We start from the raw sequence: 24,592 nt of genomic DNA, 5'->3' as shown, positions 1-24,592 counted from the left end.
TCTTAATAGGAAAAACAGCCACCGCCCAGCGGCTGTTTTTATTTTGCAAATGGTTCAAAAACAGGTATAAATGCGGTTTTTGAACCATTTGTCCATTTCAATATACGGGTATTGACAATTGGATGACAGAGGCCCATTGGCCCGGTTTCCTTACATGAAATTGAGATGAAAAAATTATCGGTATGACGTTTGTCTATTCATTTATACACAAACACCAACCGAAATGACAAAGATTGAGTTTAACACATTAGTATTGCGCCAGGCAAGTTCGCTACGTTCTTATGCCTTACATTTCACGCACGATGCGGATGACGCAAATGACCTTGTACAGGATACTATGTTAAAGGCCATTACTTATTACAATAAGTTTAAAGAGGGCACAAATCTTAAGGGCTGGTTATATACCATTATGAAAAATACTTTCATAAACAATTACCGCCGCTTTGTTAAGATGAGCACTTTTGTAACAAAATCTGAAGAAATTTCATCAGCAAACCTGGTTTTCAGTTCAACCAAAAATCAGGGCGAATCTAAATTTGTGATGGACGATATCAAGAAAGCGCTTGACCGTCTGCCAGAAGATTACTACGTACCATTCACTATGTATTTTGAGGGACATAAATACCATGAGATTGCCGATCATCTGGCTATCCCAATCGGTACCGTTAAAACCCGCATTCACGTAGCTCGTAAAATTTTGAAAAAGAGCCTGAAAGCTTACGATAACGGCATCAAACGTCCGGTTTATTATAACGACGAAGACTAACTACACAATCATCTTTTAAACTCAATATATAAATGTGGAGTCGCCCGCTTGTACCAACAAGCGGGCGATTTTTTTATAACCCTTTCAGCAATATAATAGCCTCCTTGGCCACAACTAGCCCCGAGATGATGGCAGGCGGCACACCCGGCCCCGGCACGGTGAGTTGGCCGGTGTATAGTAAATTCTTCACTTTTTTAGCGCGCATAGCCGGTTTCAGAAACGCTGTCTGACTGAGCGTATTAGCCAGTCCATAGGCATTGCCTTTAAACGAGTGGTAATCGGCCTTAAAATCGTTAACCGCATAGCTACGTTTCACAACGATGTTATGACGAATGCTTTGGCCGGTCAGTTGCTCAAATCGCGTTAGCATCAGGTCAAAGTATTTTTCGCGGATGTTTTCTTCGTCATGTAGTCCGGGAGCAATAGGCATCAGGAAAAATAGGTTTTCGCAGCCTTCGGGGGCTACGCCTGGGTCTGTTTGCGAAGGGCATGAGGCATAGAACAACGGGCGCTCCGGCCATTGGGGCGAGGTGTAGATATCGCGTGCGTGTGCGTTAAAATCTTCATCAAAAAACAAGTTATGATGCTGCACACCACCAATCTTTTTGTCGATCCCGATATAATATAACAGGCTCGATGGCGACATCACCCGTTTATCCCAATACGCCGCCGTATAATTGTGATAAGGTTCATCCAGCAGGTGCTGATCTACATGCTCGTAATCTGCCCCGGCAATTACCACATCAGCCTCAAAAATACCGTTGCTGGTAATGATGGTTTTGGCTCGATTGCCGTTAACCTCTATTTTAACAGCTTCGGTATTCAGTTTAATTTCTACGCCCTGTTCTTCGGCAACCGCTACCATGGCTTTCACAATTTCATGCATACCACCCATCGGGTACCAGGTACCCAGGGACAAGTCGGCATAGTTCATCATGCTGTACATGGCCGGTGTGTTTTGCGGTGTGGCACCCAAAAACAGCACAGGGAATTCCAGCAGTTTAATGAGTTTAGGATTTTTAAAATAGCCACGCACATGCTTGCTCATATCCGTCAGCAATTGCATGCCGATGGATTTTCGCAGCAGATCCAAGCTCATGTACTCGGTAATGGAGTGTGATGGTTTGAACACGTACTCGCCCATACCCACGCGATATTTATAGGCGGCCTGATCTAAAAACTTACGTAACTGTTGGCTACTGCCTGGCTCCAGCAGCTCAAAGGTGGCTTCCAGTTGGGTCATATCGGCAGGCACATCCAGCAAATCATCTTTGCCAAAGTAAATGCGGTAACCCGGGTCGAGGCGTTTCAGTTGGTAATAGTCTGACGGATGTTTGCCAAACAGGGCAAAATAGTTTTCAAAAACATCGGGCATCCAATACCAACTGGGGCCCATATCAAACTTAAAACCCTCCTTTTCCCACACCCGGGCGCGACCGCCTGGCTGGTCATTCTTTTCCAGAATGGTCACCTTATGGCCTTCTTTAGCCAGTAATGATGCAGCCGCCAAGCCGGCAAAGCCAGAACCAATAACTATAACCTGCCGGGGTGTGTTCATGGGGCGCAAAATAGCAAAAATGTAATGGGAGTAATTGATCTGAATAATGCTATTTACATGCCGCGCCCACGGCGCTCTGTTCGTTTTGGAGGGTATTGCTATTAACATATCATCCCTATGGGATTTTTTCTGACTACTATTTCCCGTTGCTTCCAGCTCCGGAGGAGCGATATGTCAATAGCACTGAGTAAATTAATAAAATGGAGCTCCGCTAGGAGCGGCATGTTTAACCACATTTATTCTGCCTGCTTCTACACATCGCCATAAAACTTTAGGCATTTTTCTACCCTTACAACAGAAAGGTTTTTAAAAATGACCGTTTCTGAAAACAATAGGCAGGGTATTTTCGTATTTTTAGCCGATGTCTGCCAATGATGTGAATCTGTTTAACGAAACGTGCTTTAAGTGCAGCGAGGTGATTACCCGGCAGTACAGCACCTCTTTCAGCAACGGCATCCGTGCGCTGGACGAGCGTTTTCGTTACCCCGTTTACGCCATTTACGGCTACGTGCGTTATGCCGATGAAATTGTAGACACGTTTCACGAGCATGATAAGCAACGGCTGATTGCCGATTTTCGCAAGGCCACTTTTGAGGCTATTGATACGGGCATCAGCATCAATCCAGTATTACAGGCCTTTCAGCAGGTAGTTAACCGTTACCACATTCAAACCGAACTTATTGACGCCTTTTTACGTTCAATGGAGCGCGACCTGCATCAAACCAGTTATGACGCTGAAGGTTATCAGCAATACATCTATGGTTCGGCAGAGGTTGTGGGTCTGATGTGCCTTCGGGTGTTTTGTGAGGGTGACGACGCCATGTACAACAAACTGTTGCCTTATGCGCGCAGTCTGGGTGCAGCCTTTCAGAAGGTAAACTTTCTGCGCGATGTAAAGGATGACCTGCAATCCCGCGGACGGGTATACTTCCCCGGTGTAAGCTTCGCCAATTTTTGCAAAGCCGATAAACAGCAGATAGAGGCCGATATTCGTGAGGATTTCCGTAAGGCGCTCATCGGCATCAAATTATTACCGAGAGGAGCCAGGTTGGGGGTGTATATTGCTTATGTGTATTACTTCAGATTGTTTAAAAAGATCTGCGATATACCGGCCGAAGTAATTTTGCAACAACGCATCAGGATACCTGATGCCATAAAAATGTTATTGTATTTTAAAGCCATTATGCGGCAAAAGCTAAATTTGCTGTGATGAGAGCAGGGGTTTTGCAGTTGTTGCTGTTATTGTTATCGTTCGTTGCACCGGCCCAGAGTTTACCGAAGGTTAGGGCGGCTTTTGTTAGAGCGCTGAACAGCAAGCAGGTGACCGACTCGCTGTACAACAGTTTGAGCAAAGCGAAAGATAAAAGTCCGATACTGGTGGCTTACACAGGTTCTGCCAACGCCATGCGGGCCTTGCACACCTGGAACCCCTACTTTAAAATAAAATATGTGGGGGATGCTGAGCAATGTTTTAGCACCGCCGTGCAGCAGGATCCGCACAATATAGAGATCAGGTTTTTGCGGTTTTCTATGGAACATTATGTGCCTGGTTTTTTGGGGTTCAGCAAGAATTTGCAGGCTGATAAGGTCGAGATAATAACGCAATTGCGCGCCGGCCATCATGGTACGGCAGATGCGGTAACCGTTAAAACCATTATGGAGTTTTTGGCGCAAAGCAAACGTTGCACCGTACAAGAAGACGAATTTTTAAAAAGACAGTTGAGCCTGCTGAAATGATACCAGCCAAGTTTACCTACTTATTTATTAACGCACTTACTATAGTGTTCCCGCTCATCCTGTCGTTTGATAAGCGGGTGCAGTTCTATAAGAAATGGCGCTTTCTGTGGCCGGGTATGCTTATTACCGGTCTGGTGTTTTTGGGTTGGGATATGGTGTTTGTGGTAGAGGGCGTTTGGCGTTTTAACGATCAATACACCATCGGCATAAATATTAACAACTTGCCGGTAGAGGAGATCTTGTTTTTCCTTACCGTGCCATTCTCCTGTGTGTTTGTTTACGCCTGCCTCAATCACTACATCCGGTTAGAAATACCGGAGTTGAGCCCGAAACCGTTTACCGGGGGAATGATCCTGCTATCATTGGGGGTTATTATTCTTTGTTTTAACCGGGTTTATACGCTGGTGACTTTTGGCTTTCTGATGGTGCTGCTGTTGTACATCCAATACATTCGTTCGGTGAAATGGATGGGTAAGTTTTACCGGGCCTATATTGTGTGCCTGCTGCCTTTTTTTATTGTGAATGGACTGCTCACGGCCATCCCCGTGGTAGAATATAATGATCACCGTAACCTGGGCGTTCGCCTGTGGACTATCCCCTTAGAGGATCTTTTTTATATGATGGCCCTGCTGCTGATGAATATTGCTTTTTTTGAGTATTTCAGCAAACGTGCTAAACCAGTAGTTGTTGTTGCAGATGAGTGATTTACCGGTATATACCCGCAGCCAGCTGGCTTTGCGTAATGGACAGGATAAACCCCAGATTTGGGTAGCCTGCCGCGGGCTGATCTATGACGTTACCGAGAGTCGCCTATGGCGCAACGGCAAACACTATGAGCACTGGGCCGGTCAAGATCTTACCGATGAACTGGCTGACGCCCCGCATACCGACGGCGTTTTTGAAAAGTTTGTGGTGATTGGGCGCTTGGCCTGATGGGAGAGTTGTGCCTGTTTAGAGGGTTAAACAGAACTAGTTTTATTTCATTGGATAAAAGTTCCCGGTGATGGCGAAATATTTTTCTCCATCTACATCATAAACGCTGCATACAATATAGTTGTGAACCCGATGTGTGTTTACAAATTCACGTTCACCCAGAAAACCCATAAAATCATCTTCTCCTGGATTGCCGAGCACAAAAATAAGAAGGACAATTCCGGCTAAAATCAGAATTGTCCTTCGTTTCATATCAATATCAAGTAGGTATTAACCGGCAATAGTAAATTGAGCAAGGTTAACAAACTGCTGTACGCGGTTGTTAATCTCTTCCGCACTCAGATTTTTCAGACGCTCGGTACCAAATTTTTCTACACAGAACGATGCCAGGGCAGAGCCGAAGATGATAGCATTCTTCATATTGTTGAAGTTTACGGTACCTACCTGGGCCAGGTAACCGATGAAGCCACCTGCAAAGCTATCGCCAGCACCGGTTGGATCAAATACATCAGCCAGTGGCAGGGCGGGGGCAGAGAAGATTTGGCCCTCGCCAAACAACAATGCGCCGTGCTCACCTTTTTTAATGATCAGGTATTTTGGGCCCATGGTCAGGATTTTGTTCGCGGCTTTTACCAGCGAGTGCTCGCCTGATAGCTGGCGTGCTTCGGCGTCATTAATGGTTAGTACGTCTACCATTTTCAGAGTTTCCAGCAAATCATCCAGTGCAATGTCCATCCAGAAGTTCATGGTGTCCATTACAATCAGTTTAGGGCGGTTTTTAAGTCTTTTAATCACGGTTTGCTGCACTTGAGGGGTAAGATTGCCCAGCATCAAAAACTCGCAATCCTGGTAGTTTTCCGGGATGATAGGATCAAAATCGGCCAGTACGTTCAGTTCCGTCACCAGCGTATCGCGGCTGTTCATGTCATTATGATACTTGCCGCTCCAGAAAAACGATTTCTCGCCCTGTTTAATCTGCAGGCCTTCGGTATCTATACGGTGGTTATGAAAGTCTTCAATCTCTTCTTTAGGGAAGTCATCGCCAACAACGGCAACAATTTTGGTTTTATCATAAAAATATGAAGCCGCCAGACCGGCATAAGTGGCTGCGCCGCCTACAATTTTATCGGTTTTGCCGAAAGGAGTTTCAATTGCGTCGAACGCTACGGTGCCAATAACTACTAAGCTCATGTATGTTGAGTGGTATTAATTTTCGGCAAATATTGCGATTTTAAGCTGTACTTACTGTGCCGGCGGCCAACAAACTGAAAAAAGTTAAAATCAAGCAAAAAATTAATGAATTGGTTATCAAGCCAAAACAAAATATTTGAAATTTTTTTGCAGAAAAATTGTGCAGTTAAGATAAAAAACCTACTTTTGCCCCACTCCAAACCGGAAACGCACTCCTGAATAGCTCAGCCGGTTAGAGCATCTGACTGTTAATCAGAGGGTCGCTGGTTCGAGTCCAGCTTCAGGAGCAAAAAGCCTCACAGAAATGTGAGGCTTTTTTTTATGCTTTATATTTTACAGGCTAAGAATACCTGATCACTTATAGGCCACAGCGGCACTTGATGGGCCTGCTAACGGTATCACTTCAACTTTGCGGAAACCTGCTTCTTTCGTCCATCGTGCAAAATCGGCCCCGGTATAATCAAAAGCTACGCCAAATTCAATCAGCATATTAAGTGACATCATTAATCCGAACGTATTTTCCCTCCGTTCATCATCTATAAGCGCTTCCACCACTATAAATGCGCCACCTTGGGGGAGGGCATTGTAGGCTTTTTTTATCAGCATCATTTTATTCGGAAGGTCCCAGTCATGCAATATCATACCCATCGTAATTACATCGGCTTTCGGGAATTCATCCGTAAAGAAATCCAGGTTTGCGGTCTTCACCCGGTCTGTCATACCACGTGCGGCTATATATTCCTTCGCAATAGGCTCAACCTGTGGCAAATCGGCCGAGATGCACGATATGTTCGAATGCTGTTTAGCCACCTCAACCGCCAATACAGCTGCTGCGCCACCCACGTCACAAAGACTTGAATAGGCCGAAAAATCAAATTTCTGTGCTAGAGCCACAAAATTACCGGTTGAGATTCCCGACATCGCATTCATAAATTGCTTTAACCTGGCCGGTTCAGAATAAAGTTCTTCAAACATCGAATGGCCGGTGCTCTTTATCTCGTTCTGTGGTTTACCGGTAAGCAGGGCTAGGTCCAGATCTGCCCAAAAGCGATACAGGCGGTCATTGGCCATTTCTATAAACCCACCGATATAAGACGGTTTGTTCTTATCAAGAAATAATTCGGTCTCGGGCGCATTTGAGTATTTGGCTGTTTCCAGCAAACCCTCACGGTTTAAAAATCCGAGTGACACCAGGGCATCAAGGAAATCATAAACACCTCGCTCATGCAAACCCAGTGCTTTCTGAAGTTCGTTACCCGATCGTGATTGATTACCGGAAAGTGCTGTAAAAACGCCAAGCTTAACTGCAGTGAGCAGTGTTTTTGATGCAAAGAACGCCAATCCGGTTTCCATGATACGGGAAGGCGTAAGTTGGTTCTCTGATTCGGTTGACAGGTTCATATCAATTTTTTTAAAAAGGGGAGGTATATAAGCAATATATAAAAAAATAATCAATACATGGTTTGCTTATCCTTATTAATATTCAGATAGCTGCCTGTTAATCAGAGTGTCGATAGTTTGATTTTCGCTTCGGGAGTCAAAAAGAAAAAGCCTCACATTTTCTGTGAAGCTTCGATTATCTTACTCTTATTCCAGCATCTTTCTCCGTAATACTTTACCCACCCGCCCGCTTACTATCCATAATAACCTTTGCGCGCTGATAAAAGCTTTGTACCTCCATTTGCTGTTCTACCTCTTCCAGTGCTTTCAGCAGGTTGTTTTTTGTTTCGGTTAACTGGGCTGTTGCGGCAATCATTACCTGCCAAACGGGTTCCATCTGGTTAATAAGCGCGCTGCCTTTTTCGGTTAACAGAACAAGGCGCTTTCTTTCATCGGCTTTATCTTTTTTTGATTTGATCAGCTTCTGCGTTTCCAGCTCTTTCAGCAAAGTGATAGTTGAAGGATGCGAGTACCCTATTTCGGCAGATAGTTCAACCACGCTTAAAACATGCTTAACGTGCAGCGTATACATCACCGGGAACCACTTGGGCTCAAAGTCAATGCCATGAGCCTTATAGATCAGCAGGCCATCTTTACGCAGTTGCTCGGCCAGGCGTTGTAAACGTGTTGCAATAGCCAGCAGGCCTAAATCATTTACTATGTTCATCGTCTGTTTTCTATTAAACTAAGTGCAGTTGAAAAAACATATTGTCGGTTTTCATGAGCGGGAAATAATCAGGCAGATCGTCAACCTCAATAGCCGAGAAGCCATTGCGTTCATAGAAGCGGTGTGCGGCTTTGAGTTGATGCACCGTACCTAAGTATACATGCACAATTTGCTTACTGCGGCAATAATCCAGCATTACATTAAGCAGCTGCTGCGCCGCACCTGTGGCCCGGCCGCGGTATTCTTTCTTAACAAACATTTTGCGCACACAGCCGGTATTGTGCCCGCAATTAATCAGGGCTATGGTACCAATAAGTTCATCGCCCCAAAAAGCGCCCCAGAAATTGCCCCCGCCCTGGTGGTAGTTGGTTTCAATATCTTTTAAATCTGGTTGCTGGTCAATAGTAATGGGCAAGTTAAACTCCACTTGCTGTATGGTTCGTACAATGTCTATTACCTGGTCGCAATAATTGTTAAAAATGGGTTTGATGGTTAACGTATCTTCCATATCACTTCGTTATATGTACAAATATATGTAGTTAACTACATATATTTGTACATATAATTTCATTTTTAGCTAACGCGAAGCGCCGCATGCCTCCGGAAAGGCAAGGAACACTGCATAACAATTATCGCCCAAGCCATAACAACAGGTAAGATACAGGCCAACTGGCGCCTACTTTTTCTTAATGGGCTTCAGATCATTGCCCCCTATTGATTTTTTACCGGACTGGTAATCTGATTCGGCTTTTTTGCCGCCTTCTGCCGGGGCTTTTTTAACATTTTTACTGCCTCTGTCTTTGCTCATATCGTATTTGTTTTAGGTGGATTTTTATAAACAGGCTGTAAGGTTTATTTAATTTTCAAGGGCCCTGGCCAGATCGCTGTTTTTCAAGTATCGTCTTAAATACATCAGCGCCTTGTCTTTAATTTGCCGCACCCGTTCGGGTGATAGCTCGTACCGTTCGCCTATTTGTTCTAAGGTGTAAGGCTGACTTAGACCTATGCCGAAAAAAAGCACTAAAATATTTCTGTCCCGCTCTGGCAGACTGATCAATATTTCCTGAATGGTGATAGATACCGACTCTTTTAAAAGCAGCTCATCCGTAGTACTGTCGTTCAGGCTAACGACATCTAATAGCGAGTTTTCGCCATCTTCTCCAATCGGGGCATCCAGTGATATCTGCCGGCGCGACTTGCTCATCATGTCGGCAATATTTTCTGCCGTTTGCTCTAATGCATCAGCCAGTTCTTCTACCGATGGTTCGCGCTCGTACTCCTGTTCCAGTTTAGAAAAGGTTTTGTTTAACCTGGATAGCGCCCCAATCTGGTTAAGCGGCAGCCGCACCATGCGCGATTGATCTGCAATGGCCTGTAAAATACACTGCCTGATCCACCATACCGCATAGGATATAAACTTAAACCCCTTGGTTTCATCAAAACGATGTGCTGCTTTAATGAGCCCTAAATTCCCCTCGTTAATCAGATCGTTGAGCGAAAGCCCCTGATTTTGAAATTTTTTTGAGACTGAGACTACAAAACGCAGGTTGGCCCGCGTTAGTTTATGCAATGCCGCCTGATCTCCGTTACGGATCAGTTGGGTTAGCTTAACTTCTTCATCTGCTGTCACCATACTGATCTTGCTAATCTCATTCAGGTACTTTTCCAATGAATGGCTCTCGCGAACAGTAATAGACGGCGTAATTTTAAGTTGTCTCATGCTGTGTTACATGTGCCGTTTGGATATACTTGGCCAGAAAAGTACGTTTATCATCCCTGTAGCTGCTTACGGCCCCCAGTCGGTATAATAACCTGATATATAGCCAGGCCATATCTAACTGATGGGCTTTAAAACCACTACGGGCGCTTTTGGGGTATAAATGATGGTTGTTGTGCCATTCGCCGGCTACATACCCTGGCCATAGCTGATTGATAGACCGATCATTACGGTTATAATCAACCCCTTCGCGTTGCTTATCTTTACCATGGCCGTGCCCATCATAATTAAAAGTACGCACACCAACGGCCCAAATGCCAGCTGCCGCAAATAAAGAGCAGGCCAGTGCATGGCCGCCCATCAGGTAAAAGGCCATATACCAAAACCCCCAGTTGAGCAGCCAGGCCGCTACAGAACGAACCGGATTGGCATAAGAGCCCCAGTGCTGATATTGCTGATAAGTATTTGCTTTAATACCCGTATGCGCCATTAAGCGTTGAACGCGTTGGTAATCAGCTTCAGCAAGGTCTTTGGCTATGGGCTGGTGGTTAACATCTGCTAAAAAGCAGTACCAAAAACCACCCTGTGCGTTGTAAGGATCGCCGGGCTGGTCTGACTTTGCGTGGTGTACATGATGAGATATAACATAGATCTCCTCCGGGATGATATTGAGGGTAAGCTGCTGGGTTACAAAGCGCCAGAAAGCATTTTTAAACTTATAAGCTCCATGCGTACAATACCGGTGATGCCAGATGGTACCATGTGTACCCATAATCATCATACTATAAATAAATGCAGCACCAAAAGTTACAGGGCTTAAATATTTAAAGAGGAATAAAAAAAGAAACGGCACTAAACAAATAACCTTTAACCAGCTAAAAAAAGGCAGCCAGTTCTTACGGTCATTAAATACATTCAACCGGTTCAAAAACTCCTTCAGGAGGACGCCTTTACCAGGCCGCACAAGTTTTCCGTTTTCACATTGCCAGCCATAAGATGGAGACTGCAATACATAGTCTAAAAAAGGCATGAATTAAATAATGTTAATGATGGCTATTTACGGTTAGACCTTGCAGGATAAGCGGCCAGGTGCCGCTTTTCGGTGTTGGCCAAATCTCCTGCCGTTAACGAGGCCTCGGCCGGGGTGAGGGATTGCTGTAACTTGCTTTTTACCTGCTGATAAACTTTCAACAAGGCATGTGGCAGCAACCTGACAGAAATTATTGGATAATGATGCCTTTTCAGATCTATCATTTCGGTTTCAGTAACTAATTCCAGATTCCATGATTCGCCGTCTTTAAAACCATGTTCAGTGGCCTCGTTCTTTAGGTCGAATAAAAAAAGATTGACCTGGCTGTTCATGGCTTGTTCTTGCGCATCTGCGCTGCCCACATGGGCCTGTTGGTTACTCATTTTGATTTCAGCTGATTCGGATTCAGAAACTAAGAAGCTTAAAGATCACCTGAATCAGTTGACGGCAATGTCTAAGTAGTGAAGCGTAGGAGGTATGGAGTACAAGGTAGGCAAATAGTCCTAGTTTTTTGCATAAAGGTGAAAATATTTTATCTTTTGTTATGTTTGTTAAATTTATTTTTAATTTTTTTACCAAAAGTAAAAATATGCCGATTATTAAGCCTACCTTGCCAACTTATCAAAATATAATATAATGCAACAAGAAGGAACAGTGAAGTTCTTCAATAACCTGAAAGGTTTTGGATTTATTTCACAAGATGGTACAGGAGCTGATGTTTTTGTACATTCAACCGGTCTGATTGACCAGATCCGCGAAAACGACAAAGTGCGTTTTGAAGTGGAGAACGGCAAAAAAGGCCCTAGCGCAGTAAACGTTAAAGTTATTTAATTATCACGATAAAATTTACCGTACAACACCTGTCTCAACCGGCAGGTGTTTTTTTATGCCATTTATTTTAGAATAAAACTTTTGTAGATGGTGCAATGATTTACGCGGATGCATTGTCTGTTGCACTCCTAAAATGCCTCTCCAACACTAAACAATATGGCACGGTAGTTATTGCTGAAGCCATAATCAGCGCCCACATTAGTGCGTGAGCCCTTGTTGAATTTAACACGTAAACCGCCACCTGCCGCCGGGTGCCAGGCTTTAAACATGGTGCCTGAACCACTTACCGTATTGATGTTACTGAATAGCACAAAGCCCAGCAAACCGTTGTTGGTGATATCGCGGCGGTATTCGGTTTCAAAATAGAACAGGCTTTGTCCGCGGTAACGGCTTTGGTCAATGCCGCGGCCTGAGCGGTTGTACGGATCCCAGCCTATGTTGGGCAAATCAAGGTAGGGGGTACTTTTATTAAAGGCCGACCAAAGGTAGGTCCAGAAGGCCAGCGTATTTTGCTGTGTTGGCTTTGCCGGGTTAAGCGAAAGGTATTTGCGCAGATCAATATAAATAGAGCTCCACAGGTTGTTACTGCCTAAAAATGGAGGGTTAACACGATAAATAATGTTGGTGTAAGCGCCTGGTAACGAGGCCTGCTCGGTGTTGCGGCTATCATACAACAAATTTAAAGTAATGCCTGACGAGAACGAGTTGCCTGCCGTGCCGTGCTCATACTGCGTATACTGTTTCAGATCAATAGTCGGATCATCGGCATGAATACTGGTGTGGAAGTCAAGTGCGTAGCCAACACCCACAAACAGAAAGGGTTGTATGCGCTTCAGTACGTTCTGATAAAAACGGATGTAGTTATAATCTACCAGCACGCTATGTGAATAATCATTAGAGGTCCCCAGCCCCCAGGTAAACTGCGGATAATGCAGAAAACGGGTATCGCCCTGGATGGTCCATGTATTATCAGGAAACCAGACAGAGGTATGTAACGGCAACCCATAGCGGTTTTTAAAATTCCAGTACGGTGCAAAGGTGGCGGTGCTCAGGTTGGTGGTTTCCTTGGGCCCCAGGTACATGCCTGCGGTGGTGCTGGTTACCAAGGCGCGACCTGTCCCGCCGGGTACGGTACTGGATGGCAGGATAGAAAAATAAACGTTTTTATCGGGATCGACTTTCATCGGCTTCTTTTTGATGGTGACAATGGTTTTGCCAATATCAATCAGGTCAGTCTGTCGGGCGGTATCTTTCCGGGAAACACTATCTGGAATAATAGAGCTGGCGTTCTGCGCAGCTGCGTTTAAACTGCCGATGCTTAACAATAGGATGAATAATTTAAAATACCTTAACATTAATTAGCTCAACAGTTAAAACAATACTATGGTTTTAGTTAGCTGAACTATAAATGAGTTATTTATGCCGTTAAAGTTTCATACAACCATAAGCTATTTAACCAAAACATTAACACCTGTATGGGTTGTTTTGTAATTCAGTTCTGTTATTAATTGCATTGATATCTCATCAAAAAAATCGATCTGCATCAACGGAAAAACTTCGATATCTTTGGGTATAAACCGTTAAAAAATCTGAAACATCATGGAAAATAACACCCTTCATTACTCTAATGAGCACCATCCCGGCGCTCCGGGAAAATGCCCTTTTACCAGCGGAATGCTGAAGCAAAGTGCAGGCGGTGGCGCCCGTAACCGCGACTGGTGGCCCAATCAGTTAAACCTGAGTATATTGAGGCAAAACTCAGCACTGACGGACCCGATGGACGCAGATTTTGATTATGCCAGGGAGTTTAAATCGCTTGATTTGAATGAAGTTAAGAAAGATGTTACCGAGGCCATCACTACCTCGCAGGATTGGTGGCCGGCAGATTATGGGCATTACGGTCCGTTTATGATCCGTATGGCCTGGCATAGTGCGGGTACCTACCGCATTGGCGATGGTCGTGGCGGTGCCGGCATGGGCATGCAACGTTTTGCCCCGCTCAATAGCTGGCCTGATAATGCCAACCTGGATAAGGCCCGATTGCTGTTGTGGCCGGTAAAACAAAAATATGGCCGCAAGCTGTCATGGGCAGATCTGCTCATACTGGCTGGCAACTGCGCGTTGGAATCAATGGGCTTTAAAACTTTTGGATATGCCGGTGGTCGTAAAGACGTATGGGAGCCTGCCGAAGATGTGTATTGGGGCCCTGAAAAAGAATGGCTGGGTGATAAACGCTACGAGGGCGATCGTCAATTGGAAAACCCGCTTGGTGCCGTACAAATGGGCTTGATCTACGTTAACCCGGAAGGCCCTAACGGTGTGCCTGACCCCATAGCTTCTGCACGCGACATCCGCGAAACTTTTGGCCGTATGGCGATGAATGATGAGGAAACCGTAGCACTGATTGCCGGCGGACACACTTTTGGCAAAACCCACGGCGCTGCCGAAGCCGGTAAATATGTAGGGCATGAGCCTGCCGGTGCCGGTATTGAAGAGCAGGGCCTGGGTTGGAAAAATACTTATGGCAGCGGTAACGCGGGCCATACCATTACCAGCGGTTTAGAAGGTGCATGGACAACCACCCCAACCCAATGGAGTAATAACTTTTTTGAAAACCTGTTTAGCTTTGAATGGGAGCTAACCAAAAGCCCGGCTGGCGCTTACCAATGGAAACCAGCCAATGGCGCAGGCGCAGGTACCGTACCCGATGCGCACGACGCTGAAAAAAGCCACGCCCCAACTATGCTGACAACTGATTTGGCCTTAAAAGCCGATCCTGCTTATGAGGCTATCTCCAAACGCTTTTATGAAAACCCAGATGAGTTTGCTGATGCTTTTGCACGTGCCTGGTTTAAACTGACACACCGTGATATGGGTCCGCGGGCGCGCTATTTGGGAAGTGAGGTGCCTGCTGAAGAATTGATCTGGCAAGATCCTATCCCAGCGGTTAATCAGCCATTGATTGGTGAGCAAGATGCTGCTGCTTTGAAACAGCAGATCCTGGCATCAGGCCTGAGTGTGTCTCAGCTGGTATCAACCGCCTGGGCATCGGCATCAACGTTCCGTGGTTCTGATAAGCGTGGTGGCGCCAATGGTGCACGCATCCGCCTGGCTCCGCAGAAGGATTGGGAAGCCAACAACCCTGCCCAGCTGGCTAAAGTTTTGGAGAAACTGGAAGGCATCCAGCAAGCATTCAACTCGGGTGGCAAAACCGTCTCCCTGGCCGATCTGATTGTGCTGGCGGGTAATGCCGGTGTTGAGCAGGCTGCTAAAAATGCAGGCTTTAACATCTCGGTACCGTTTACTCCAGGTCGTGCAGATGCCTCGCAAGAGCAAACCGATGTAGAATCATTTGATGCGTTGACGCCTGTTGCCGATGGCTTCCGCAATTACTCGCAGCCACGCTATGCGCATAAGGCCGAGAATCTGCTGGTAGATAAAGCGCAACTGCTCACCCTCACTGCACCGGAGATGACCGTGCTGGTTGGTGGCCTGCGGGTGCTGAATACCAATTATGATCACTCGCAACACGGCGTGTTTACGCATAATCCAGAATCGCTGACTAATGATTTTTTTGTCAACTTGCTTGATCTGAGTACCAAATGGGCATCAACCTCTGATGTGCAGGATCTGTTTGAAGGTCGCGACCGCGCAACCGGCGCCCTGAAATGGACCGGCACCCGTACCGACCTGATCTTCGGCTCTAATTCAGAATTACGTGCTTTGGCCGAGGTTTACGCCTGTGCAGACTCGAAAGAGAAGTTTGTAAAAGACTTTGTATCGGCCTGGACAAAAGTGATGAACCTGGACAGGTTTGATGTGCATCAATAGCAGTCAATCGCGTCCAATAGAAATCCCCGTCAGGTAATCATGCTGACGGGGATTTTTTGTATCGCATCAGATCCACCAATGTGGTTACGGCTACATAAAGCGTTTATCTTTCGCCGGAAATCCCAAACCAAGGTGTTTGTATAAAAGTGTCAGTGTTTTTCCGGGTAGGTCAACCTGTCCGGCAAGAAAGGCCTGCGGGTCAAAGTCTGCTTTGGCAAATGAGGGCAGGTCATCAGGCATAAGGTCTAATACCTGCATCTGTCGCTTAACTATATCGGCAACGCTCAGTTTGGGAAATTGCAGATCAAAGCGCTCATAGCGCTTAATACGGGGTAGTAGCTGCATAAATTCATTGTATTCATTTGTACCTGGTTTTGACTGGAGTAGTAGGGTTGCCTTACCGACGGCATCTTCATAAGCTATGGTGTTGGCAAAGGGTTCGGCCATGGCCAATGCCCCGTCAGGCTCCGGACCAATTATTTCAGACTTTTTGATGGTGCGTACTTGTCCTGCTCCGGCCTTTAGGGTAACCGAAACCACTTTTATTTTTCTTTGTGCGCCTTCGGGATATTGTTCCTGCATTTCGCGCGCCCTTAATTCATCATGTTCGGTTTTGGTGCCTACCCAGGTTATCAGCTTAACATCTGCCGCAAAATTGATGTCATATCTAATAGCATAGTTGCTGTGACCTGGTTGCGCCATTAAATTGATACTGTAGGGCTTTTCTATAACCGGCGGCTGCATTTTAAAATGAAAGTAAGGGTAACTTTTAAGCCAGACCAATAGTTCTGTTTTAGCGGCCGGGTTTCTTTCTAAATAAGCGGCTATTTTATTAGTAGCAATAAAGGTCATGATATTTTGATAGCAGGATGGAGTTTATAAGAGCAAAGCGTTGTTAACTACATGTAACTATAATCAGTTACCGGGAACCAAAGGCTTAAGCTTTTGTATAAATGTGCCAGCACATCGGTTGGTAATTCTAATTGACCTGCAAAAAAATCATCAGCCTTAAACTCAAAGCGAGTGATTAATGGCAACTCATGCGGTTCTATTTTAAAAATCCGCATACGTTCTCTGATTATCTCCGCAGGCGTGATTTTGGGGAATGACAGCTTTTGCTTTTCGTAAGCTTTTATTGACGGTAGCAGCTGTATCAACTCCTCATACTCGGGAGTGCCTGATTTTGATCTCATCAGCGTTTCTGCTTTAGTCAAGGCTTGCTCATATGCTGCTGTTGTTTTGAAAGGCTCTCCATCAGGTATTAGGTCAACTTGTTCTGTACGCCCGATGGTTTCTTTAGCAACAGGTGGCCGACTAATTTCTTTTGTTTTATAGGCCATTACAGGTGGTGGTGCTATTACTTTTTCTATAACCTTCACCCGTTTTACAGAATTGGGATATTGCAGCAATACCATGGCCTCGTATTCAGCAGGTGTACCTACCCAAGTAATTAACTCAATACCGGCCGCATAATTACTAATATACCTGATGCTAAAATCACCTATTCCCGGACTAATTCCGGTTTCGTCATAAGGCCTCTCCGGATCAGAAGTTATTTGATGGCGTCTGTAAGGATGATTTTTTAGCCAGGTAAGCAACTCTGATTTTGCTTCGGGATTTTCCTGGACGTAGTCGGCAATTTTGTTGATGGCAACTAGCATAATGTTTAGGCAGTGGTTTAGGCGGCTGTTTTGCAACGATGGCTGAGCCGTAATCAATACATGATAGCTAATGTAAACTTTCTCTTTAAGAAAAAGATGTCATGGCAGATAATTTAACAATTAAATATACTGCTAATAATATTAGTACTTTTGTAAAATATTTTTCAACTTTGAAGGATGATTGCCAAAAATATCCGCTTGCTGCAGGAGGCCAAAGCCTGGTTAAAGAGAAAGCATGGGCCAGACGAGGTGATCCGCGTGGTGCCTTCGCTGGAAAACCACGGACCGGTAACCGCCTATCATTTGTACACAGCCTATGATCAGACACATGATTTTCTGGGCAGTATACTGTTTGATGTCAAAGGCTACTGGATCTATGACGGCGACTTGCTCAGCGTGACTGAGCAGGAACAAGTAGCCAATTTTATTATCAATTACCAGGAACGGCTTTAGGCGTTATTGTTTGTGCGCAGGCAGCTTTACAAACTCATAGTTAATTGCTTTTCCATCGCCCGAGATAGCAGCTTTTATACGGTTGCCCTCCAATTGATAAGTGATCTTTTTAGGGAAATCATGCTCAGGGTTTTCGCAGGTAAAGCTGTCGGCGGTGATCTGCGTCAACTTAAAAGGTACGGCTTTGAGGCTTTTACCCACTCGGGCCATGTAGTAAATAGCATTACCGTTAACCACCAATTGTAAGTGCTCTACAAAAACGGTGTCTTTACCTTTTAGGGTGATGCCGGTACCCGTCATTGTGGTTGTTGATGCTATTTGCCAGGTCTCCGTATCTATTTCGCCGGGTTTGTTATTAGTGCTTTGCCAGGTGCCTGCCAGCCAGTGCAGCTTGCCGAAATCTTTTTGGGTTTGCGCGTGGGAAGTAATAGTGGCCGTTAGCAGTGCAGCCAGGAACAGTATCTTTTTCATGTTGGGATTGATTAGGGTTGGTTTACTAATTTAATGATAATAGCATTGGGTTATGATGTCTTATTTAAAGTTTTGTCATTGCGAGCAGGGGTGTGGGGTGAGTTGAGCGCGAAGCAATCTCGTCGCATGTTATAGTCCTACGACGAGATTGCTTCGTCGTTCCTCCTCGTAATGACAGCAAGGGATTTTTTATATTGGCTATAACTTTCCTTAACTTCCCATCATGAAAATCCGCCTAACCTTCATCCTCCTTCTATTTGCAATTACCGCCCATGCGCAGGACTCTGTTTTTGCCCGGCGTATGGTTGATACGTTGACATCTCCTTATTTCTGGGGGCGCGGCTATACTAATGATGGTATGGGCAAGGCCGCGCGTTTCATTAGTAGTGAGTTTAAAGAATTTGGCTTGAAACCGATGGATGGCAAGGATTTTCAACAGCCGTTCACCTACAATGTCAACACTTTTCCGGGTAATATGGAGGTGAGCATTAATGGCGTTAAGCTTGCACCCGGTAAGGATTTTATCATTGGCGAGGAAAGCCGGGGATTGAGAGCATCGGGCAAATTGTTCAAAAAAGACAGTGTTACGTATATCGATCCAGATCACCGGCTGATGGTGTCGCTGGATAAAAAGCTAACCTGGTCTGCCGCGCAGGAGGAGGCTGATTTTACTCGTGTGATTATTGATAAGAAAGCACTTACTGCCGAGCCTGCAACTATCGACATTAACGTAGATAATAAATTCGTCAAAAACTTTAAAGCCAATAACGTTTGTGCCACGGTGCAGGGCACCGATCATCCCGATTCTGTGATTATGATCACCGCGCATTATGATCATTTGGGTGGGATGGGGAGCCAGACATATTTCCCCGGTGCAAATGATAATGCCAGCGGCATGGCCATGCTGCTTAGTCTGGCGCGGTACTATGCCACGCATCCGCAGCGCTATACCATGGCCTTTGTATGTTTCGGCGGGGAGGAGGCCGGCATTTTAGGTTCAAAGTATTTTACCGAACATCCCGAACTACCGCTCAGCAGCATCCACTTTCTGCTCAATATGGATATCATGGGGACGGGCGAAGAAGGCATCACCGCTGTTAATGCTACGGTTTACCCCAAAGAGTTTGCCCTGTTGCAGCAAGCCAACGCCAAAGGCCATTATCTAAGTAAGGTGGCATCCCGCGGGAAGGCCGCCAATAGCGATCATTACTGGTTTACCGAGAAAGGCGTACCGGCATTTTTTATCTATACCATGGGCGGCATCAAAGCCTATCATGATGTGTTCGACGTTAGTAAAACCCTCCCTTTGAATGAGTACAAGCATTTGTTTGGGTTGATAACAGATTTTGTAACCGGATTAACTCAGCCCCTCCCGGCCTCCCCAAACGGTAGGTAAGGAATACGATAGACCTGTTTTAGTCCCGCCCCTTTTGGGGAGGCCGGGAGGGGTTTAACGGCCTCAGATCAAACACGACGTTTGACGTATTCGAGCTTTTCGTCAAGTGTTTCCTGGTGTTGGTGTAAAAAAATGGCAGGGGCGGTGCCCATTGGCTTTCTTCGTATCAACAAAAAAGAAAGAACATGAAACATCCTTTTCACCACCACCACGATCACGATCATCAGCCAGGCGAAGACGGCATCGATCGCCGCGGATTTCTGCAATGTATGGCCTGGGCCGGTACCGGCGTGCTGTGGATGATGTCTGGCGGGATCCTGAAATCATACGGTATGAGTCAGCTCATTGATCATGCATCCGGCAAGTTGAAAGATGGACTGGTGATGCCCGCCGCTGATTTCAGTTTTGTGCAGATCAGCGATAGCCACATCGGTTTCAGCAAACCCGCCAACCCTGATGTTACGGCCACCCTGCAGGCTACTATAGATAAAATTAATGCTATGGCCAAAGCGCCGTCGTTTGTGTTGCACACCGGCGACCTTACCCATCTTGCCCAGGCCGATGAGTTTGACACACTGGAGCAATCGCTCAAAAGTGTGAAAACCGGCAATATATTTTACGTGCCTGGCGAGCACGACGTAACTGATGGGGGTAAACTTTATCATGAGTGTTTTGGTAAAGACACAAAGGGGGGCGGCTGGTACAGTTTTGACAGTAACGGGGTGCACTTCATTGGTTTGGTGAATGTAACCAACCAGGTTGATGGCGGCCTGGGCTATCTTGGTCCCGATCAATTGAAATGGCTGGCCGATGATCTGAAAAGCCTGAGCAACAGCACCCCGATAGTGGTATTTGCACACATACCACTGTGGGCTATTTACCCGCAATGGGGTTGGGGTACGCAGGATAGCGAGCAGGCGCTGGCCATGTTGCGCAGGTTTGGTTCGGTGTCGGTACTAAACGGGCATATCCATCAAACTATTCAAAAAGTAGAGGGTAACATTACTTTTCATACGGCCACATCAACGGCGTTTCCGCAGCCTGCGCCCGGCACAGCCCCGGCACTAGGGCCAATGAAAGTGCCGGCCGAGCAATTGCGTACCATGCTGGGATTAACCAGCGTAAATTATGTGGAGCACAACCATAGCCTGGCCATAACAGACATCCCTCTAATAAAAGCTGACGCTAGTAAATAACAAGCCGGAAAGGTGTGGTTTGCGAGGGGCTTTGTGCGATTCCCGCTTTTACCTCACCCCAGCCCCCTCCTCCAAAGGAGTCCTTCGGACAAAGGAGAGGGAGCGCCGATCAATTAACATTAATAAACTTATATAAAGTCCTCTCCTTTGGAGAGGATTTAGGAGAGGTCATGAAAACAACAATAATAGCGCTGCTTATAACCTGTATAGGTTTCCGCGCATCGGCACAAAACTATAAACCAGCGGTGGGTAGCACCGTTCAGTTTAAGGTAACTAACCTGGGGTTTGGCGTAAATGGATCATTTACCGGGGTGGAAGGCGTCATCATTTTTGACCCATCGGCGCCAGCCAAAAGTAATTTTGATACCAGTATTGACGCGGCTACAGTAAACACCGATAATAACTTGCGCGATGCCCACTTGAAGGAAGACGGATATTTTAGTGTGAAAACCTATCCGCGCATCAAGTTAGTTTCCAGTTCGATAACGGGGAATGGAAAGAATACCTACGTTTTTATGGGAACGCTGACGATGAAAGGCAAGTCGCAAAAGATCAGTTTTCCGTTCACAGCCTTGGCCTCTGGCGATGGCTGGCTGTTTAAAGGTTCGTTTAAGATCAACCGTAAAGATTTTGACATTGGCGGTACCAGTACTATCTCAAATGAGGTAGAAATTACGCTCAATATACCTGTAACCAAAGCTTGATTAAGCAGAGATGAATAAGAAATTAACCATTGTGCTATTGCTTTCGGTTTGTTGCGGGGGCCTGGCGGCTATGTCTTTCAAAGCGCCCGATGTACGGTATAAAAACCTGAAAGTGCTGCCTAAAAACATCAGCTCAAAAGAGTTGAACAGTTTAATGGCCGACGATTTTCAGGATGCGCTGGGCGTAACCTGTAGCTTTTGCCACGCGCAAAATGCCGACGGCCACGGTTTGGATTATGCCAGTGACGCCAAGCCCGAAAAGGAAATTACCCGCCAGATGATGCGCATGACGCTCGGCCTCAACAAAAAGTACCTGAAGGTGAGGCATCCCATGCTGACAGGGAGTGCCTTGGTGGTGAGTTGTAACACGTGCCATAAAGGGCAGGCTTTTCCGGAGTAGGGCAGATTACTCACCACGTCATTGCGAGGAACGAAGCCTCTCTGAAGACGATCCTGTTAGCTTGTCATCCTGGATTTTTCGCTTACGCTCAAGAGATAGTTTTTCGCCTGCGCTCAAGAGATAGTTCTTCGCTATCGCTCAGAATGACATATGAGGTGATTACTTTATTCCAACTGGATATTATAAATTTATAAACATCTTTTGAAACCGCACCGCTATACATACCATCTCCTTTTTTGGCTGCTGGCCTACGTTTTCTGGATCTTTATTTTCCGGAACACTACGCTGGTGCTTAGCCACGCCATTACCGTGCAGTTTTGTTACCTGGTGTTTATAGCGAGCAATTATTACTTCAATGAGTTGTATACGGTGCCTCGGTTGCTGAGCCGTAAGCGTTATGTGGCTTTTGGGGCCGCGTTTCTGGCCGGTGTAATAGTGGGGGCGGCGCTACGGGTGCCGGTATCTTACTGGGTTAACCGTTTTGTGTTTAAAAGCAATGTGGCGCACTTCAATATAACGGGCGTATTCCTGGAATCGTTCATTAATATCCTGTTTTGGACGGTGCTGATCCTGGCTGCTAAGTTAATTGCCGACCGTATCCGCTCGCAACGCTACATTGAGCAGATTGAGAACGAACGTGCTGCCAACGAGCTGAATTTTCTGCGTGCGCAGTTTAACCCACATTTTTTGTTTAACTCCATCAACTCCATTTACGCGCATATTGACCGCTCTAACAAAACAGCGCGCAACATGCTGCTGGTGTTCTCAGAAATGCTGCGTTACCAGCTATATGAGTGCAATGTAGAGCAGATTGAGCTGGATAAAGAAATAGCCTACATCAGCAACTATATTGCCTTGCAAAAAAGCCGGATGGATGACCGCATCAACGTACAGTTTAGCCATCAGATTGACGGCCATGTTTGCATTGCTCCGTTGATGCTTATCACTTTTATAGAAAATGCGTTTAAGTATGTAGGTTTTGATGAGCAGCAGGATAACCGCATCACCATACAACTAAAATACAGTGAGGCGCGATTGGAATTTGCTATTTTTAATACCAAAGACGGCTTTCTGTCCAAGCTGCCGGAAGATGCCAGTGGATTGGGCATTGCCAATGTAAAGCGTAGATTGGAACTGCTGTATCCAGATCGGCACAATTTAAAGATCAATGATGACGGCGCCGCCTTTACCGTAAACTTAACCCTTTGGGGCTTATGAAACTGAATTGTATCATAATTGACGACGAGCCGATGGCGCGCAAACTGCTGCAGGAATATATTGAAGAGATAGATTTCCTGGAGCTGGCCGGCACGGCCGAAAATCCGCTTAAGGTGGGTAAGCTGTTGAGCGAAAACACGGTCGACCTCATCTTTCTGGATATTAACATGCCGCGCATTAACGGGATGGATTTTCTGCGCTCGTCTGTCAACTTGCCAATGGTTATTATGACTACCGCCTACGGACAATACGCGTTGGACGGCTTTGAATTGTCGGTGGTAGATTATCTGGTAAAACCGTTCTCTTTAGAGCGGTTCCTGAAAGCCAGCCAGAAAGCTCTGGAGCTAAAAACGTTGCGACAAAAACCGGCCGCACTGCCATCCACTGCCGTCGATCACTTTTTTGTAAAGGCCGATGGCATCATTGAAAAGATCTGCTATCGCGATTTATTGTATGCCGAAGGGATGGCCAATTACGTGGTGCTTTATACTGCCCAGAGCAAGCACATCGTCTATCTTACCATTAAGGCCCTGCTGGAGCAATTGCCCATTAAAAACTTTATGCAGGTACATAAAAGCAGCATTGTTAACGTAGACCATGTAAAAGCGGTAGAGGGCAATATGCTGCACGTGGCAGATCGTAAACTGAGTATAGGCCCAAACTATCAGTCGCGGGTGATGGAGGTTCTATTGAATGGCAAATTACTCAAAAGATAGCTTTCTTAGTAAATGTGTATCTTGCTTTAAGGTATGATTGGCAAATCCGCTAAAATCTTCGCTTTGTTAATAGCCCTCGTTGTTTGGGCGGGATTAGTGTTGCAATTCTCAATTTCTGTACCATCATATTTGCGCACTGGCATTACAATGCCGGGCGCCATAATTCAAATCTTCAGCTTTTTTACTATACAAACTAATTTGCTGGTAGCCGTTTGCTTAACAGGGCTTTCTGTATTGCCGAAAACGAGCTGGGGCAAATTCTTCTACAGGCCGTCAGTATTAACGGCAATAGCAGTTTATATCTCTATTGTGGGTTTGGTTTACGCAGTAGTATTAAGAAATACCTGGCAACCGCAGGGGTTGTTTAAAACGACCGATTTTTTATTGCATACAATTAGTCCGCTGTTATATGTGGTGTTTTGGCTGGTGTTTGTGAGCGCTGGTAGTGTTAAATGGCAAGCCATGTTGCGCTGGGCAATTTTTCCCCTGGCTTATCTTGTTTATGCTTTAGTGCGTGGCGCTGTTATCGGCTGGTACCCATATCCCTTTTTAGATGTTGCTAAGTTGGGTTATGAGCGCGTAGCTGTCAACTCGTTAGTCATACTGGTTGTATTTCTGATATTCAGCGCATTGTTTATCGGGGGCAGTTGTTTGAGAAGGCGTATTACCGCCTGAT

At 45.7% G+C, this 24,592-nt stretch carries 29 protein-coding genes and 1 tRNA gene; 16 read left to right on the top strand and 14 right to left on the bottom strand.

Features of this window, described 5'->3' with window-relative positions; translation table 11 throughout:
• Window positions 1-223 precede the first annotated feature (223 nt).
• Complete coding sequence (locus tag ABZR88_RS16550) at window positions 224-766, top strand: RNA polymerase sigma factor (RefSeq protein WP_107826271.1); 543 nt, start codon at window positions 224-226, stop codon at window positions 764-766.
• A 73-nt stretch (window positions 767-839) separates the two neighbouring features.
• Here the strand turns inward: ABZR88_RS16550 and ABZR88_RS16545 are convergent, their stop codons facing one another.
• Window positions 840-2,324 (bottom strand): NAD(P)/FAD-dependent oxidoreductase, encoded by a 1,485-nt coding sequence (locus ABZR88_RS16545; protein WP_107826272.1) that lies wholly within the window; start codon window positions 2,322-2,324, stop codon window positions 840-842.
• A 361-nt stretch (window positions 2,325-2,685) separates the two neighbouring features.
• Between ABZR88_RS16545 and ABZR88_RS16540 the strand changes: the two genes are divergently transcribed.
• Genes ABZR88_RS16540 through ABZR88_RS16525 form a run of 4 tightly spaced genes read left to right on the top strand, consistent with a single transcriptional unit; the run spans window position 2,686 to window position 4,994 of the window.
• Window positions 2,686-3,534, top strand: coding sequence for a phytoene/squalene synthase family protein (locus ABZR88_RS16540; protein WP_107826273.1), 849 nt, complete (start codon window positions 2,686-2,688; stop codon window positions 3,532-3,534).
• Window positions 3,534-4,061 carry a hypothetical protein gene (locus tag ABZR88_RS16535; RefSeq protein ID WP_107826274.1) on the top strand — a complete coding sequence of 176 codons (528 nt, stop codon included), beginning with the start codon at window positions 3,534-3,536 and terminating at the stop codon, window positions 4,059-4,061. The genes ABZR88_RS16540 and ABZR88_RS16535 overlap by 1 nt, the downstream gene beginning before the upstream one ends.
• Window positions 4,058-4,765: a lycopene cyclase domain-containing protein gene (locus ABZR88_RS16530; RefSeq protein ID WP_107826275.1), complete on the top strand. Its 708-nt coding sequence runs from the start codon at window positions 4,058-4,060 to the stop codon at window positions 4,763-4,765. Before ABZR88_RS16535 ends, ABZR88_RS16530 begins: the two co-directional genes overlap by 4 nt.
• Window positions 4,758-4,994 (top strand): cytochrome b5 domain-containing protein, encoded by a 237-nt coding sequence (locus ABZR88_RS16525; protein WP_107827075.1) that lies wholly within the window; start codon window positions 4,758-4,760, stop codon window positions 4,992-4,994. The genes ABZR88_RS16530 and ABZR88_RS16525 overlap by 8 nt, the downstream gene beginning before the upstream one ends.
• Window positions 4,995-5,036: 42 nt before the next feature.
• Here ABZR88_RS16525 and ABZR88_RS16520 read toward each other — a convergent pair whose 3' ends face one another.
• Complete coding sequence (locus ABZR88_RS16520) at window positions 5,037-5,246, bottom strand: hypothetical protein (RefSeq protein ID WP_107826276.1); 210 nt, start codon at window positions 5,244-5,246, stop codon at window positions 5,037-5,039.
• A gap of 18 nt (window positions 5,247-5,264) precedes the next feature.
• Window positions 5,265-6,185: a PfkB family carbohydrate kinase gene (locus ABZR88_RS16515; protein WP_107826277.1), complete on the bottom strand. Its 921-nt coding sequence runs from the start codon at window positions 6,183-6,185 to the stop codon at window positions 5,265-5,267.
• A gap of 213 nt (window positions 6,186-6,398) precedes the next feature.
• Here ABZR88_RS16515 and ABZR88_RS16510 point away from each other — a divergent pair.
• A tRNA-Asn gene (locus ABZR88_RS16510) sits at window positions 6,399-6,472 on the top strand.
• A 67-nt stretch (window positions 6,473-6,539) separates the two neighbouring features.
• Here ABZR88_RS16510 and ABZR88_RS16505 read toward each other — a convergent pair.
• From ABZR88_RS16505 to ABZR88_RS16475, 7 genes are all read right to left on the bottom strand, one after another.
• A complete protein-coding gene (locus ABZR88_RS16505; RefSeq protein WP_107827076.1) occupies window positions 6,540-7,586 on the bottom strand; it encodes a methyltransferase in 1,047 nt (348 codons plus the stop codon).
• Window positions 7,587-7,800: 214 nt separating this feature from the next.
• Window positions 7,801-8,292 (bottom strand): MarR family winged helix-turn-helix transcriptional regulator, encoded by a 492-nt coding sequence (locus ABZR88_RS16500; RefSeq protein ID WP_107826279.1) that lies wholly within the window; start codon window positions 8,290-8,292, stop codon window positions 7,801-7,803.
• A gap of 13 nt (window positions 8,293-8,305) precedes the next feature.
• On the bottom strand, window positions 8,306-8,800 hold the full coding sequence (locus ABZR88_RS16495; protein WP_107826280.1) for a GNAT family N-acetyltransferase: 495 nt from the start codon (window positions 8,798-8,800) through the stop codon (window positions 8,306-8,308).
• 168 nt (window positions 8,801-8,968) lie between these two features.
• Window positions 8,969-9,100, bottom strand: a complete 132-nt coding sequence (locus ABZR88_RS16490; protein WP_281260174.1) for a hypothetical protein — start codon at window positions 9,098-9,100, stop codon at window positions 8,969-8,971.
• A gap of 48 nt (window positions 9,101-9,148) precedes the next feature.
• Window positions 9,149-10,012, bottom strand: coding sequence for an RNA polymerase sigma factor RpoD/SigA (locus tag ABZR88_RS16485; RefSeq protein WP_107826281.1), 864 nt, complete (start codon window positions 10,010-10,012; stop codon window positions 9,149-9,151).
• On the bottom strand, window positions 9,999-11,039 hold the full coding sequence (locus tag ABZR88_RS16480) for a fatty acid desaturase (protein WP_107826282.1): 1,041 nt from the start codon (window positions 11,037-11,039) through the stop codon (window positions 9,999-10,001). The genes ABZR88_RS16485 and ABZR88_RS16480 overlap by 14 nt, the downstream gene beginning before the upstream one ends.
• A 23-nt stretch (window positions 11,040-11,062) precedes the next feature.
• The gene (locus tag ABZR88_RS16475; RefSeq protein ID WP_107826283.1) at window positions 11,063-11,422 is read right to left on the bottom strand and encodes a hypothetical protein; all 360 of its coding nucleotides are present in this window, start codon (window positions 11,420-11,422) and stop codon (window positions 11,063-11,065) included.
• A 253-nt stretch (window positions 11,423-11,675) separates the two neighbouring features.
• Between ABZR88_RS16475 and ABZR88_RS16470 the strand changes: the two genes are divergently transcribed.
• On the top strand, window positions 11,676-11,870 hold the full coding sequence (locus ABZR88_RS16470; RefSeq protein WP_107826284.1) for a cold-shock protein: 195 nt from the start codon (window positions 11,676-11,678) through the stop codon (window positions 11,868-11,870).
• A gap of 128 nt (window positions 11,871-11,998) precedes the next feature.
• On the opposite strand, the gene ABZR88_RS16465 is transcribed toward ABZR88_RS16470, so the two are convergent.
• Entirely contained in the window at window positions 11,999-13,225 is a 1,227-nt protein-coding gene (locus ABZR88_RS16465) for a hypothetical protein (RefSeq protein WP_107826285.1), read from the bottom strand.
• A 244-nt stretch (window positions 13,226-13,469) separates the two neighbouring features.
• Between ABZR88_RS16465 and katG the strand changes: the two genes are divergently transcribed.
• Window positions 13,470-15,701: a catalase/peroxidase HPI gene (katG, locus tag ABZR88_RS16460; RefSeq protein ID WP_107826286.1), complete on the top strand. Its 2,232-nt coding sequence runs from the start codon at window positions 13,470-13,472 to the stop codon at window positions 15,699-15,701.
• Between the two features lie 90 nt (window positions 15,702-15,791).
• Here the strand turns inward: katG and ABZR88_RS16455 are convergent, their stop codons facing one another.
• Window positions 15,792-16,553, bottom strand: a complete 762-nt coding sequence (locus ABZR88_RS16455) for a hypothetical protein (RefSeq protein ID WP_107826287.1) — start codon at window positions 16,551-16,553, stop codon at window positions 15,792-15,794.
• A gap of 47 nt (window positions 16,554-16,600) precedes the next feature.
• The gene (locus tag ABZR88_RS16450; protein ID WP_146166434.1) at window positions 16,601-17,362 is read right to left on the bottom strand and encodes a hypothetical protein; all 762 of its coding nucleotides are present in this window, start codon (window positions 17,360-17,362) and stop codon (window positions 16,601-16,603) included.
• Window positions 17,363-17,539: 177 nt separating this feature from the next.
• Here ABZR88_RS16450 and ABZR88_RS16445 point away from each other — a divergent pair, with 177 nt between their 5' ends.
• Window positions 17,540-17,815, top strand: a complete 276-nt coding sequence (locus ABZR88_RS16445) for a hypothetical protein (protein ID WP_107826289.1) — start codon at window positions 17,540-17,542, stop codon at window positions 17,813-17,815.
• A 3-nt stretch (window positions 17,816-17,818) separates the two neighbouring features.
• Here ABZR88_RS16445 and ABZR88_RS16440 read toward each other — a convergent pair whose 3' ends face one another.
• Entirely contained in the window at window positions 17,819-18,286 is a 468-nt protein-coding gene (locus ABZR88_RS16440) for a DUF6265 family protein (protein ID WP_107826290.1), read from the bottom strand.
• Window positions 18,287-18,509: 223 nt separating this feature from the next.
• Here ABZR88_RS16440 and ABZR88_RS16435 point away from each other — a divergent pair, with 223 nt between their 5' ends.
• The 7 genes from ABZR88_RS16435 (at window position 18,510) to ABZR88_RS16405 (ending at window position 24,591) form a co-directional block, all read left to right on the top strand.
• The gene (locus ABZR88_RS16435) at window positions 18,510-19,682 is read left to right on the top strand and encodes a M28 family metallopeptidase (protein WP_107826291.1); all 1,173 of its coding nucleotides are present in this window, start codon (window positions 18,510-18,512) and stop codon (window positions 19,680-19,682) included.
• Between the two features lie 185 nt (window positions 19,683-19,867).
• Window positions 19,868-20,878 (top strand): metallophosphoesterase, encoded by a 1,011-nt coding sequence (locus ABZR88_RS16430; protein WP_107826292.1) that lies wholly within the window; start codon window positions 19,868-19,870, stop codon window positions 20,876-20,878.
• Window positions 20,879-21,048: 170 nt separating this feature from the next.
• Window positions 21,049-21,582, top strand: a complete 534-nt coding sequence (locus ABZR88_RS16425) for a YceI family protein (protein WP_107826293.1) — start codon at window positions 21,049-21,051, stop codon at window positions 21,580-21,582.
• A gap of 10 nt (window positions 21,583-21,592) precedes the next feature.
• Window positions 21,593-21,982 (top strand): c-type cytochrome, encoded by a 390-nt coding sequence (locus tag ABZR88_RS16420; protein ID WP_107826294.1) that lies wholly within the window; start codon window positions 21,593-21,595, stop codon window positions 21,980-21,982.
• A gap of 201 nt (window positions 21,983-22,183) precedes the next feature.
• Window positions 22,184-23,200, top strand: a complete 1,017-nt coding sequence (locus tag ABZR88_RS16415) for a sensor histidine kinase (protein ID WP_170113509.1) — start codon at window positions 22,184-22,186, stop codon at window positions 23,198-23,200.
• A complete protein-coding gene (locus ABZR88_RS16410) occupies window positions 23,197-23,916 on the top strand; it encodes a LytTR family DNA-binding domain-containing protein (protein ID WP_107826296.1) in 720 nt (239 codons plus the stop codon). The genes ABZR88_RS16415 and ABZR88_RS16410 overlap by 4 nt, the downstream gene beginning before the upstream one ends.
• Before the next feature lie 147 nt (window positions 23,917-24,063).
• Window positions 24,064-24,591, top strand: a complete 528-nt coding sequence (locus tag ABZR88_RS16405; RefSeq protein ID WP_107826297.1) for a Pr6Pr family membrane protein — start codon at window positions 24,064-24,066, stop codon at window positions 24,589-24,591.
• The last annotated feature ends 1 nt before the right edge of the window (window position 24,592 follow it).

This window comes from Mucilaginibacter yixingensis (genome assembly GCF_041080815.1).
Taxonomy (GTDB): Bacteria; Bacteroidota; Bacteroidia; order Sphingobacteriales; family Sphingobacteriaceae; genus Mucilaginibacter; species Mucilaginibacter yixingensis.
The sequence above is the reverse complement of the archived record's forward strand: the minus strand, read 5'-3'. Positions and strand labels throughout refer to the sequence as shown.